General features: G+C 49.1%; 12 protein-coding genes. 10 read left to right on the top strand and 2 right to left on the bottom strand.

Annotated elements, in window-relative coordinates:
- Nucleotides 1-398: 398 nt before the first annotated feature.
- Nucleotides 399-1892: an amidase family protein gene (locus tag BBI15_RS15525; protein WP_068870951.1), complete on the top strand. Its 1494-nt coding sequence runs from the start codon at nucleotides 399-401 to the stop codon at nucleotides 1890-1892.
- A gap of 77 nt (nucleotides 1893-1969) precedes the next feature.
- On the opposite strand, the gene BBI15_RS15520 is transcribed toward BBI15_RS15525, so the two are convergent.
- The gene (locus BBI15_RS15520) at nucleotides 1970-3253 is read right to left on the bottom strand and encodes an L-lactate MFS transporter (protein ID WP_068870949.1); all 1284 of its coding nucleotides are present in this window, start codon (nucleotides 3251-3253) and stop codon (nucleotides 1970-1972) included.
- 569 nt (nucleotides 3254-3822) lie between these two features.
- On the opposite strand from BBI15_RS15520, the gene BBI15_RS16485 reads away from it, so the two are divergent.
- A complete protein-coding gene (locus tag BBI15_RS16485; RefSeq protein ID WP_157101677.1) occupies nucleotides 3823-4062 on the top strand; it encodes a hypothetical protein in 240 nt (79 codons plus the stop codon).
- A 66-nt stretch (nucleotides 4063-4128) separates the two neighbouring features.
- Here the strand turns inward: BBI15_RS16485 and BBI15_RS15515 are convergent, their stop codons facing one another.
- A complete protein-coding gene (locus tag BBI15_RS15515) occupies nucleotides 4129-4800 on the bottom strand; it encodes a GntR family transcriptional regulator (RefSeq protein ID WP_068870947.1) in 672 nt (223 codons plus the stop codon).
- Between the two features lie 311 nt (nucleotides 4801-5111).
- Between BBI15_RS15515 and BBI15_RS15510 the strand changes: the two genes are divergently transcribed.
- The 8 genes from BBI15_RS15510 to BBI15_RS15475 are packed head-to-tail and all read left to right on the top strand — an operon-like array spanning nucleotide 5112 to nucleotide 13011.
- Nucleotides 5112-6359: a CaiB/BaiF CoA transferase family protein gene (locus BBI15_RS15510; RefSeq protein ID WP_068870945.1), complete on the top strand. Its 1248-nt coding sequence runs from the start codon at nucleotides 5112-5114 to the stop codon at nucleotides 6357-6359.
- Between the two features lie 13 nt (nucleotides 6360-6372).
- The gene (leuC, locus tag BBI15_RS15505; protein WP_068870943.1) at nucleotides 6373-7797 is read left to right on the top strand and encodes a 3-isopropylmalate dehydratase large subunit; all 1425 of its coding nucleotides are present in this window, start codon (nucleotides 6373-6375) and stop codon (nucleotides 7795-7797) included.
- Nucleotides 7794-8396 carry a 3-isopropylmalate dehydratase small subunit gene (gene leuD / locus BBI15_RS15500; protein WP_068870941.1) on the top strand — a complete coding sequence of 201 codons (603 nt, stop codon included), beginning with the start codon at nucleotides 7794-7796 and terminating at the stop codon, nucleotides 8394-8396. Before leuC ends, leuD begins: the two co-directional genes overlap by 4 nt.
- A gap of 45 nt (nucleotides 8397-8441) precedes the next feature.
- Nucleotides 8442-8702: a hypothetical protein gene (locus BBI15_RS15495; RefSeq protein WP_068870939.1), complete on the top strand. Its 261-nt coding sequence runs from the start codon at nucleotides 8442-8444 to the stop codon at nucleotides 8700-8702.
- Nucleotides 8695-10191 (top strand): sodium:solute symporter family protein, encoded by a 1497-nt coding sequence (locus tag BBI15_RS15490; RefSeq protein ID WP_068870937.1) that lies wholly within the window; start codon nucleotides 8695-8697, stop codon nucleotides 10189-10191. The genes BBI15_RS15495 and BBI15_RS15490 overlap by 8 nt, the downstream gene beginning before the upstream one ends.
- A 38-nt stretch (nucleotides 10192-10229) precedes the next feature.
- A complete protein-coding gene (locus BBI15_RS15485) occupies nucleotides 10230-11468 on the top strand; it encodes an MFS transporter (RefSeq protein ID WP_068870935.1) in 1239 nt (412 codons plus the stop codon).
- 23 nt (nucleotides 11469-11491) lie between these two features.
- The gene (locus BBI15_RS15480) at nucleotides 11492-12112 is read left to right on the top strand and encodes a flavin reductase family protein (RefSeq protein ID WP_068870933.1); all 621 of its coding nucleotides are present in this window, start codon (nucleotides 11492-11494) and stop codon (nucleotides 12110-12112) included.
- On the top strand, nucleotides 12112-13011 hold the full coding sequence (locus tag BBI15_RS15475; RefSeq protein WP_068870931.1) for a hydroxymethylglutaryl-CoA lyase: 900 nt from the start codon (nucleotides 12112-12114) through the stop codon (nucleotides 13009-13011). The genes BBI15_RS15480 and BBI15_RS15475 overlap by 1 nt, the downstream gene beginning before the upstream one ends.
- Nucleotides 13012-13039 lie beyond the last annotated feature (28 nt).

The following is a 13039-nucleotide window of genomic DNA, read 5'->3' as shown; positions in this document are numbered from 1 at the left end:
GTAATGGATCCGACCATTAGCCATTACCAGGAAACTTGGAAAGCTGCCATTAAGTCGCTTCCTTAGCCGGCAGTTCCGATATCAACCAAAGGAAACAGGCAGCGTAGCCAAGGCCAACGCCAAAAATGGCTGATGATTACCCGAAGCCCAGAGTGGAATCTTCCATTGATATGCCATTTTACGATGGATAAATTCGCCTGGATCAACAATGCGCCAAGAAATAAATGCATCCATCCATGACAGAAAAGCTAGCTTTTCTATATTCATAGAGGAAGTGCTTATTTCGAAAGCTTTTCCACAGAATGGCTATAGCGCCTACTATTTGCCAATCGCAGGAAATGCTACACTTGAGAATGAGAAATAACTGGACCGATACAACGGAAACGGGGGCATACGGAATGGATATGAAAACATACTTGTCGCTTGATGCGACAGCGCTTGCAAAGCTGGTGAAAAAAGGGGAAGTTAGCCCAAGGGAATTGGTGGAACTAAGCTTTCAGCGTCTAGATGAAGTGGAACCGAAACTCCATGCTTTCACAGCGGAGCGCCACGAGCAAGCTTTGTTGGATGCGGGGAATGTAAGAAACGGCATCTTCGGCGGTGTGCCGGTGGCTTTGAAGAATATCTCGCAGGCACTCGCGGGACAGCGCTTGAGTTCGGGATCGAAATTGCTGGCAGACTTCCGCCCGGAACGCGATTCTCATTTCGTCTCGGGCTTGAAAGCGGCCGGGCTTATCCCGATCGGCCACACGAATACGCCGGAATTCGGCTTGAAAAATATTTCAGAACCGGAGCTGTTCGGCCCGACGCACAATCCGTGGAATACGGATCATTCACCAGGCGGCTCAAGCGGCGGGGCGGCGGCCGCTGTCGCATCCGGCATCGTGCCGGTCGCAGGTGCCAGCGACGGGGGCGGTTCGATCCGCATTCCCGCATCGTTCACGGGCCTGTTCGGGCTCAAGCCGACGCGCGGCAGAACGCCAGTCGGGCCGGGAGCGGGGCGGCAATGGCAAGGCGCATCGATCGACTTTGCACTGAGCCGGACGGTACGGGACAGCGCCGCGCTGCTTGATGCCTTGCAGGTCGTCCAGCCGGAAGCTGCCTTTCAAACGCCGCTATTTCCCGGCAACTATGCGGAACAGCTGGACCGGGAGTTTAGCGGGCCGCTGACGATCGCGTTCTCGCTCGAATCGCCTGTCGGCACGCTGGTGTCAGAAGATGCGAAACAAGCTGTGCTGAAGACGGTGCGCTGGCTTGAAGGCCAGGGGCATAGAGTCGAAGAACAAGCCCCTGATATCGACGGCGTTCAATTGATGCGTGAATATTATTTGATGAACAGCGGGGAAATGGCGCTGCTCCAGAAAAACCTGGAGAAAACAATCGGGCGCCGCTTGTCGGAAGACGATATGGAAATCGAGTCCTGGCTATTGGCAACAGCCGGCAAACGGGTTTCGGCCGCCGACTATTCCGCGAGCCTTGCCGCATGGGACGCAGCTGCCGCGAAAATGGCAGAATTGCACGCGCGTTTTGATTTCTACATTACACCGGCGACAGCGCATCCGGCCCCGGAAATCGGTGAATTGAGCCATTCTAAAGAATCGCGTACGCGCTTATTGCAAGCACTCGACATGGCGCGTGATACCACCGATCAGCAAGAATTGATCTATGCAATGTTCTTGCCGAGCCTTAGCTACACGCCGTTTACGCAGTTGGCGAATTTGACCGGCCTGCCGGCGATGTCTTTGCCGCTTCATGTGACCGAAGCGAATTTACCGATTGGCGTCCAAGTGATGGCGCAAAAAGGCGAAGAGCACCGCTTGCTGCAACTGGCGAAACAGATCGAACAAAGCGGCTTGTGGATCGGCCAGCGGGGCAACCCGTTCTTTCAATAGAGTTGAATTGTTTCATAATAGAAGAAAACAAAAAAATCCCTGGAAAAGGAACTCCTTTTCCAGGGATTTCATGCGTTTTAAGAAGAAACAGTTTGTTGGGTTGCTTGGACCTTGTCGTCTTTTTCATAATTGCGTTCCACGCGGCGGATGTCGATGCGAATCAAGATGGACAAGACGAGCGCAACGGAAATCAATCCGATGAAAATATAGAAAACCGGCACATAGCTGTTGGTTGCGGAATAGACTTGTGAAACGATCGCCGGCCCGATAATGCCGCCGAGAGACCAAGTCGTCAGCAAATAGCCGTGGATGGCGCCAAGCTGTCTTGTGCCGAACATATCGCCGATGAAGGCAGGCAAGTTCGAGAAACCGCCGCCATAGCATGACACGATCAGCAAAATGAATACTTGGAAAATGATGACGTTCGTGATGCCCGGAAGCATAACGAAAGCGACGATCTGGATGATGAAGAACATCATGAATACAGTCGGGCGCCCGATATAATCGGAGATCGCGGCCCAGCCGAGCCGTCCGCCACCGTTAAAGATACCCATGATGCCGACAAGTGTCGCGGCACCGGCTGCCGTCAAGCCGACCAATTCCTGTGCCATCGGGGACGCGACCGAAATGATCATGATGCCGGCGCTGACGTTGATGAGCATCATCGTCCACAGCATCCAGAAGCGGCGTGTTTTCACGGCTTCCTTAGCGGTCAATTGTGCCAAATCCTTTTTCATGACCTTCTTGCCGGAAGCAAGATCCGCTTCCATTCCTTTAGGCATGAAGCCTTCAGGCGGCGGTGCGATGTAGGAAGCGCCGAGTGAGATCAGGATGAAGTAACTGATTCCGAGAATATAGAAAGTAGTTGTCACGCCGACTGACGCGATCAAACTCGCAGCGACCGGTGCAGTGATGAGGGCGCCGGCGCCAAAGCCCATGACAGCCATGCCCGTCGCGAGCCCACGGCGGTCAGGGAACCATTTGACGAGTGTCGAGATCGGCGCGATGTACCCGACCCCTAGCCCCATCCCGCTCATGAATCCGTATGTAAGCAGGAACAGTACGAGTGAATCGATTTGCGTTGCAAAGCCAGCGCCCGCTTGTCCGAGGCCGAACAAGAAAGCGGCGACCATGGCGGATTTACGGGGCCCGTTCTTTTCGACGAAGCCGCCGAAGAACGCAGCGGAAATCCCGCCGAGTGCCATCATGATCGTGAAGGCGTAAGTGATTTCTGTTGGGGACCAGCCCATTGTTTCACTGATGGGTTTCGTATAGACGCTGTAGGCATAAGCCGCTCCGATCGACAATTGGATCGCGATGGCGGATAACGCAATCAGCCATCTGTTTTTGTTTGTCTTCATAAGTGAAATTCCTCCTTTGTTTCGTAGAACTTGTTTCTAGAGAATACATGGTTTTCACTATTTCGACAAACTAATTTTCTGAATTGAAAAACTTATTTGATAAAAATATGATATTCGTATTAAGTGGAGTTATAGATTTACCCGATGAAGTGAGTGAAAATCGCTCTTTTTTAATGAAAAAGGAATAAAATAGGGAAATTAAAGTAAGCGTTTTCAGAAAAGTCCAAATTAGCTTGGGAATATTTGCTCATTTTTCACTGAGAGAGGAATTTTCTAGTTTAAAGGAGAGATTCTGTGCTTGAGAGAGAAATCGACAGTCCGAAACCTTGTAACCATGCGGTTTTAAGAATCAGTGGAAGAAGAATTTCAACTATTCTAAAATTTTCTGTTTTAGATGCTATTTTCTCTCTTTTAGATGGATAAATGCTATTTCAGGCAATATAATTATTGTGATATAAAAAATCCGGAAATGCACCCGAGATATTGGCGTATTTCCGGAAATCAAAGCTATTTCGTCAACCCACTTTCATCTGGACGATGTCACGGATATAAACCATTGCTTGTTATTAGTGAATGGATATTGGAAGATTTCTCGGATCACAGAAGGAGACCCACTATCCGCGAAAGTAGTTTGCGATTGGACATTGACGCTTGGGCGTGGGGACTGGCAGACACGCTTGGAATTCACCAGCACAATGTGGGCTGATGAAGAGAAATTTTACGTAACGAGTGAGTTGGCCGCATTTGAAGGCGATGAAAAAGTATATGATACATGCCGTGAATTTGAAACGGATCGGGATTATAACTAACCCCAAAAAAGAGGCAGCACTGTGCTGCCTCTTTTTGGGGTTTAGATTACTTCCTCACGATAAAAGTTATTGCATATTCTCTTTCCATATCTCCAATTCAGGGTCGCTCAGTTGTTTCAAGACATCGTCCCGCCCTTGGTAAATATGTTCTTGCATCGCAATCTTCGCCCGCTCTGGTTCTTGGTTTTCAATGGCTTTCCAAATGGTGTTATGGACATCCAGTGAGCGCATCAATTGGCTTTCATTGTACCAATAGAAGGAACGGAAGATAAGCGGCACCACCACCACTTTGGAAATGAGCGACATCAAATACTCATTTTTGGTGGCTTTGTAGATTTCTTCGTGAAATGCCTGGTTGGCTTGCTGCAAGCTGCGGATCGAATAAATGTCTTCGTGGTTCAATTCGTTGATGGCTTTTTCATAAGCTAAGTTTTTATTGTGGATTTTTTCAAGATCTTCATCCGTCCGGTAAAGCGCGGCTTCACTCGTCCCGTGGCTTTCCAGGAGCGCCCGCACATTATAGATTTGGCGGATGTCTTGGATGGTGAACTCCCGAACAACATACCCTCGTCGTTGAAAAGGCGTGATAAGGCCATCGGATTCCAATTGTTTGATAGCTTCCCGCACTGGGGTCCTGCTAACTTGCAGGCGCTCGGCCAATGCTTCTTCCGTCAAACGCTTGCCGGGTGGCAGTTTGCCGATAATAATTTCATTTTTAATCATTTCATATGCGTTCATTTTAACACCTCTCAATTTATTGTATACAAAATATTAATTTGAAACAAATGAACATATTTCTCTAATTGAATTTTCGCTATTTTACAAAGGATTTAAAAAATAAGTCAATAGTACCCAAAATGTTTGTTGACCATATTGTATACAATGTGTTATTTTTTTATCAATTGCTAATTATCCGAAAATTTATTCTGTCCGGCAAGTATGCGTCGCAGTAAAGCATCTTAAGGTGGTGCGTTGTTTTTTATTCCATGCAGAGGATGCGCAAACGAATAAATTGGATACAATGCAAAAAATAGATGGGGGTGCCACGTATGACAAATCTAAAAGAGTCGAGCGCTATTCAGGGCGAACCACAACAAGAAGAAAGCAGGCTGCCGTTGCAAGGCGTCAGGGTACTGGAACTGGGCACATTGCTTGCAGGTCCATTCACAGGAAGGATGCTCGGAGACTTCGGCGCCGAAATCATAAAAATTGAGGCGCCTGACAAAACGGATCCACTGCGTGAGTGGGGACAACAAAAAGATGGGGAAGGACTATGGTGGCCGATCCAGTCGCGCAATAAAAAATCGGTCACCTTGAACTTACGGACTTCGGAAGGCCAGGAGATTTTCAAGGAGTTGGTGAAAAATGCCGACGTCATCATCGAGAACTTTCGTCCTGGAACGATGGAGAAATGGAATCTTTCCTATGAACAATTGGCTGAAATCAACCCAGGCCTCATCATGACGAGAACATCTGGATATGGCCAGACAGGTCCTTATAAAGAAAGAGCTGGATTCGGCAGTGTCGGCGAAGCGATGGGTGGCATCCGGAATGTCACTGGCTTTCCGGATCGGGCGCCTTCACGCATCGGGATTTCCATTGGAGATACGCTCGCTGCATTATTTGCGACCATCGGAACGCTGACTGCACTTCATGAACGCCACCATTCCGGAAAAGGGCAGGTGGTCGATACGGCCATTTACGAATCGGTCTTTTCAGTCATGGAAAGCACGATTCCGGATTATTTGCTGGCAGGCTATGTGCGCGAACGGATGGGCAATATCCTACCGGGTGTCGCACCTTCTAATATTTATAAAACTAAAGACGATACGTACATCGTCATCGGCGCCAATGCAAACGGAGTCTTTAAGCGTCTATGCGAAGCGATGGGCGAGCCCGAGTTGTTCGATAACCCGAAATACAATACCCATCACGCCAGAAGCGAGAATATGACTGAACTGGATGAACTCATCGAAGCTTGGACGAAAACACAAGACACACAAGTAGCGCTCGAAATCCTGGCGGAAAAAGGCGTGCCTTCGGGATTGATCTACACCGCCAAAGATATTGTCGAAGACCCCCATTATGAAGCACGCGAAATGATCATCAAACGGGAACATCCGACTCTCGGCGAATTCCCGATGCCGGGAGTTGTACCGAAATTGAGCCGGACGCCTGGAGAAGTGAAACATGTAGGAGCGGAGCGTGCAGGAAAAGACAATGCACTCATATACGGAAAAATATTGGAATATGGCGAAGAAAAACTGAAAGAGCTGGAGGAGCGCGAAATCATTTAAGGAGTGATGGGTTTTGGGAAAGACTTTATATGAAAAAATCTGGGACCGGCATGTAGTGGCCCAACAGCCAGAGCAACCGGACATTCTTTATATCGATCTACATTTAGTGCACGAAGTGACTTCACCGCAAGCATTCGACGGATTAAGGCAAGCGGGCAGGAACGTGCGCAGGCCAGACAGGACTTTGGCGACTATGGACCATAGCATACCGACTCTTAACCGCGACCAGCCTTTTGAAGATGAAGTTGCGCAAAAGCAAGTAGAGGCGTTGCGTAAAAACTGCGAAGACTTCGGCATCAAACTTTTCGATCTTTTCCATAAACAGCAAGGCATCGTCCATATCATCGCGCCCGAACTCGGATTGACTCAGCCAGGGCAGACAATCGTCTGCGGAGACAGCCATACCGCGACGCACGGGGCATTCGGCACATTGGCTTTTGGCATCGGCACGAGCGAAGTTGAACATGTCCTTGCCACACAGACCTTGAAGCAAAGCAAATCCAAAACGATGGCGATTGAATTCCAAGGGCAATTGCCCACCGGCGCTTCCGCTAAAGATTTGATCTTGGCGTTGATCGGGCGATACGGGCATGATTTTGCAACCGGTTACACAATTGAATATCGCGGCGAAGCTATCCGCAAGCTGTCGATGGAAGAAAGGATGACCGTCTGCAATATGTCGATTGAAATCGGCGCAAGGGCAGGCATGATCGCACCGGATGACACGACATTCGCCTATTTGTCAGATAAACCCTATGCTCCGGAAGGTGACCAATGGGAACAAGCGCAAGCAGAATGGGAAAATCTGTTCAGTGATGTGGATGCGGTATTCGACAAAGTGGTGGAATTCGATTGCAGCAAAGTAGAGCCCCAAGTGACATGGGGAACAAACCCCGGCATGGTCGTTTCCGTAAACGGCCAAGTGCCGCCACTGGAAGACCTGTCTTTGGAACAACGGAAAATTGCAGAAAGCGCTTTGGCTTATATGGGGCTGGAGCCAGGCGTAAGAATCCAAGACATCGAGGTCGATACGGTCTTTATCGGCTCGTGCACGAATGGCCGCATTGAAGATTTGCGGGAAGCGGCAGCTATCGTAAATGGCTACAGCGTAAAAGACGGCATTCGGGCACTGGTCGTTCCAGGTTCACAGGCAGTCAAAGCACAAGCGGAATCAGAGAACCTGGATCGTATCTTCATAGACGCTGGATTTGAGTGGCGGGAAGCGGGATGCTCCATGTGCCTCGGCATGAATCCAGACATCGCCAAGCCCGGAGACCGGGTAGCTTCTACTTCCAACCGTAATTTCGAAGGCCGGCAAGGGCGCCAGTCGAGAAGCCATTTGGTCAGCCCGGCGATGGCTGCGGCAGCTGCAATCACCGGCCGCTTTACCGATGTCCGGGGCTGGCCGCTTAGAACCGGGGAAGGAGTGACACGATGAAAGCGCTGAAAACTCATACGGGAACGTTGATGCCGCTCGACCGTGCCAATGTTGATACAGATGCCATCATTCCAAAGCAATTTCTGAAGCGTATCGAAAAAAGGGGCTACGGGCAATTCCTCTTTTATGATTGGCGTTTCAATAGAGATGGAACTGAAAACGAAGAGTTCATTCTGAACCGTGAACCCTACCGTAACGCCACTATTTTGCTGACACGCGATAATTTTGGCTGCGGCTCGTCGCGCGAGCATGCGCCTTGGGCAATTGAAGACTATGGATTCCGTGTGATTTTGGCTTCTTCTTTCGCGGATATCTTCTATAATAACTGCTTCAAGAATGGCATTTTGCCAATCCGATTGCCTAAAGAACAGATAGAAGAACTGTTTAGCAAGGTTGCGGCACAGCCCGAGTACACCTTGACGGTAGATTTGGAATTGCAGGAAATTCGGGATTCCAACGGCATGACAAAGCATTTTGAAGTAGACGACTACCGAAAGCATATGCTGCTTGAGGGAATGGACGAGATTTCCGCAACGATCCGGCACGAGGAACAAATCGATGCATTTGAGCAGCAACATCGTCTTTACTATAGCTTGTAATGATGAGAAAAGTTCAAAATACAGCAATTAAAAGGAGCTTCGGATATGGAGAAAAAGCAAATTAAAGAGCCGATTCGAAAAAAATGGATTTGGATCGCTTTATTGTTGATCGTTATCGGAAATGTCCCATGGTATTTGCCGATCGGCTCATATGAACCTTTGATTTTCGGTGTTCCTTATTGGGCTTTGATCATTGTCGCATTTTCACTGATTTTATGCGGCTTCTTGAGTTGGGTGACGTTGAGGGAGTGGAATATTGTAGAAGATGAGGAAGAAGCGGAGAAGAGGGGGAAACTAAATGAGTGAATTGGTGTTTGCAGGCCTGGATGGCGTATTGATTCTATCAGCTTACGCAATCGTCATGCTGTTAATCGGCTATTTCTCTGGCCGTGGAGACAAAACGCTCCATGATAGCTTGAGCAACTATTACTTGGCGGGGAAAAATTTAGGGATTGTGGCGTTGTTCTTTACGCTATACGCCACGCAGTATAGCGGGAATACTATTATTGGCTATGCACCGACTGCTTATCGCACCGGCTTCTCCTGGCTGCAGTCGATTTCATTCATGACGATCATAATCGGGGTTTATTTGCTCTTCGCCCCACGCATGTATGTCGTATCGAAGAAAATGAACTTCATTACCCCTGCAGATTGGATATCGCATCGTTTCAAATCGAAAGCGGTGACAATTCTGGCAGTCGTACTTATGCTTTGGGGGCTTGGGAACTACCTGCTTGAACAATTGGTGGCAATCGGCCATGCCGCATCGAGTTTGACGGGAGGAACGATTCCCTATCAAGTGGCAGTAATCGCCTTTGTTCTGGTCATGCTGATTTACGAATGGTTGGGCGGCATGAAAGCCGTTGCTTTCACTGACGTAATGCAAGGCTTGGTCTTGATGGTCGGGATTGTCATCTTTTTGGTTGGTGCCGTCTATTTGGTTGGAGGAGATTTCTCTTCGGCAACCCAGTACATCGCAGCGAATGAACCTGCGAAACTTGGCGTGCCGGATATGCTGACTTCGGTTAACTGGTTCAGTATGTTGTTATTGGTAGGTCTCGGGGCAGCTATTTACCCTCACGCCGTGCAGCGGATCTTTGCGGCGGACAGCGAACGCACCTTGAAACGCTCGTTCTCACGCATGGCGTGGATGCCGCCGATTACGACAGGTTTGGTGTTTGTCATCGGGATTTTGGGCATCGCGCTCATCCCGAATTTGGACACGGCGGGTTCCGAACAATTGGTAGGGTTGATGGCGAATGAAATCGCCGGCATTAATGGGTTCTTTTATTGGGTCATGATCATTTTCTTCGGGGCAATTGTCGCAGCGATTGTGTCGACGGCTGACTCTGTGCTACTGAGTTTTTCGTCCATTGTTTCCAATGACATCTACGGCCGCTTTATCAACCCGAAAGCTCCCGAAAAGAAAAAAGTGATGGTGGGGAAAGTAACCGGTGTCTTAGCGGTCGGCTTGTTGTTATGGATTGCTTGGAATCCACCGGCAACGCTGTACGAGATTTTCGTGCTGAAATTCGAATTGCTCGTCCAGGTATTCCCGGCATTTGTCTTGGGCCTTTACTGGAAGCGCATGGCAGCACAGCCTGTATTCTGGGGCATGCTTGCCGGTGCGATCATTGCAGGCGTATTGACATGGACAGGCCATAAGACGGTGTTTGGCATTCACGGCGGCGTCATCGGGCTCGCTGCTAACTTCTTTATCGCTGTTGTCGGTTCATACCTTGTGCCGCTTACTGTCGAAAAAGAAGCGGAACTCAAAAAAATCGATTTGGCATAAAACAGCTTTCTTAATGCTGAATAGAATGTGGCGATCAAATGGACAACTCAACTCATATAAAACCATTCAAATCAATCAACCCCTGGCATATGCTTGGGTGGCTGCTTGTTGCCCAGGTAATGGTCGCATTCATCGGCCGGAGCCTGGCGCCGCTCGGGGTATTGATCGGAGAAGATTTGTCGCTGACCAAGGCCCAGATCGGCATGTTGCCGGCTGCCTTGTTCCTCGGCCAATCCATTGCTTCCATCCCCGCAGGATTTATCGTCGACCGCATTGGCTCCAAACGCTTATTGCTGTATTTATCGTTCGGTCTTGGCGGTGCTTTTATGTTGATGGCCATCACCAGCCATTATTTTTTTGTACTGTTGATGGTCGTTATCGGGGGAGTCGGTTATGGCACGATGCATCCGACATCCAATAAAGGGATTTTGCACTGGTTCCAACAAAAGCGTGGAACGGCGATGGGCATCAAGCAAATGGGTGTTACATTAGGGTCGGCTCTATCGGCCCTTTTGCTATTGCCGCTGGCAGCGGTGTGGGGATGGCGCATGGCATTACTGGCGGCATGTGGCCTGTTGATGGCAACGGGCGTGCTTGCTTATCGTTTTTACAGGGATCCGCCTTCCGCAGAGCCTCTTGAACAAGATAGGAAAATGAGCTGGCCTTATTTAAAGGAATCAATTGGCGACATGTTCCGCCATAAACCACTCGTTCTTCTCAGCATCGCCGCCATGGGCTTGAGCGGGAGCCAATTGATCTTGAATACGTATATCGTCTTGTTTGCTTATGAACAACTCGGGCTCAGCCTGTTGTTAGCGGGCATGCTCCTGGTTGTGTCAGAAGTAAGCGGTTCTCTCGGGAGGATAGCGTGGGGAATTATCAGTGATACCCTATTCAAGGGACAGCGTTTGATTGTCCTCGTCTATATTGCCGCCTTGTCAATCGGCGTCGCTTTCATTGTTACCCGGCTTCCGGTGGGAGTTTCATTTATGGCTGTCGCTTCAGTCGTTGCCGTTTTCGGTTTTTGCATTTCCGGATTTAATGGAATTTGGATGAATGCGGCTACAGAACTTGTGCCTTTCAAGCAAGCAGGAATCGCAAGCGGGTTTACGTTAATGATCGGTTCGTGGGGTGTGATCATTGGCCCGCCATTATTCGGTTACATTGTCGATCTTTCGGGTGATTTCAATTACGGATGGTTCTTCCTCGCGTTTATCTTGCTCCTTGTCATTCTTTTGCTTTTGTGGGCAAGGCGATTAGCGAACAAAGGAAGTTAGCATTAATAAAGGAGTGTAAAACGATGAATATAGATTTGCGCAGCATCGATACGAAACAAGCATATAAACTGATGACCGGCTCGATCGTGCCCCGGCCGATCGCTTGGGTTTCCACGATAGACGAAGACGGCAACCGCAATTTAGCGCCTTTCAGTTTTTTTACAGTCGCCTCACGAAACCCGGCTACATTATGCATTTCAGTCGGTCCTGGGGTCGGCGACAGGGAAGGAACGACCAAGGATACCTTATCGAATATCCGAAGTACCAAGCAATTCGTCGTCAATATCGTGAATTCTCCACTTGGCGACGAGATGCACATCAGCTCGGGTAATTTGCCTGCAGAGGTGGATGAGTTTGAAGCGGCAGGGCTAACACCGGTTGAGAGCATAAATGTGCAAGCGCCGCGAGTAGGGGAAGCGCCGATTTCCTTTGAGTTGGAGCTGGATCAAATCATCGAAATCGGCAGCGACCATTTGATTTTGGGAAGAGTCGTTCAATACCATATCCAGGATGAATATTATCTCGGCAATTATAAAGTAGACCTCGAAAAGCTCAAACCGCTGGGCAGGCTGGCAGGCAATTATTGCGAAGTCGATAATTTGTTCACTTTGCCCAGAGTAAAAGTGGAAGAAGGGATCAAGTGATGGACGAAAGAGTGATCATGACCGATGTCACGGGCAGAGATGGATTTCAAATGGAAAAGGACTGGATCGCTACAGAAGATAAGATCAACATCATTAACCAAATTATCGCATCGGGAATTCCTCGCATCGAAGCAACTTCGTTTGTTTCACCGAAAGCGGTTCCGCAAATGCGCGATGCACGTGAAGTAATTGACGGAATCCAACGTGAAAACGTGGAAGTGATTGCACTCGTGCCTAACGTCAAAGGTGCTGAGCTGGCACTCGAAGCAGGCGTGGATGAAGTGAATTATGTGCTGTCCATCAGCGAGACGCACAACCAGAAAAATGTCAGGAAAACGGTCGGTGAATCGATCGAAGGGGTCAAAGACATCCAGAAATTAATGGATTCTTCGAAAATTACAGTAAGTCTAGCCACAGCGTTCGGCTGCCCGTTCGAAGGCTTGTATGAAGTCGATAAAATCCTCGGCAATATCGAAACTTTGACAGCTGCTGGCATCAGCCGATTCACGATTGCCGATACGACCGGCATGGCGAATCCTGTGCAAATGACGGAGTTTATCTCCACCATTATGGAACGGTATCCCGACAATTATTTTGGGCTGCATCTCCATAATACGAGAGGGATGGGCTTGGCGAATATCTATGCAGCTTACCAGGCGGGAATGCGCCATTTCGATGCTGCTCTAGGCGGTATCGGCGGCTGTCCATTTGCGCCTGGGGCAAGTGGCAACGTCTGTTTAGAAGACGTGATTCACATGTTCGAGTTCATGGGGGTGCCGGTTGACGGCAATTTGCCGGGGTTGATTGAAACTGCACTTGGTATGGAGAAACTGCTCGGCAGGACGCTCCCGGGGCAAGTCATGAAATCGGGACAGGCCGATAAAACGCATATTGCATAAGAAAAGGGCAAGAGGCATGCAGCCTCTT

Source organism: Planococcus plakortidis (genome assembly GCF_001687605.2).
Classification (GTDB): domain Bacteria; phylum Bacillota; class Bacilli; order Bacillales_A; family Planococcaceae; genus Planococcus; species Planococcus plakortidis.
Note: the sequence above shows the minus strand (reverse complement) of the source record. Positions and strands in the feature narration are given on the sequence as shown.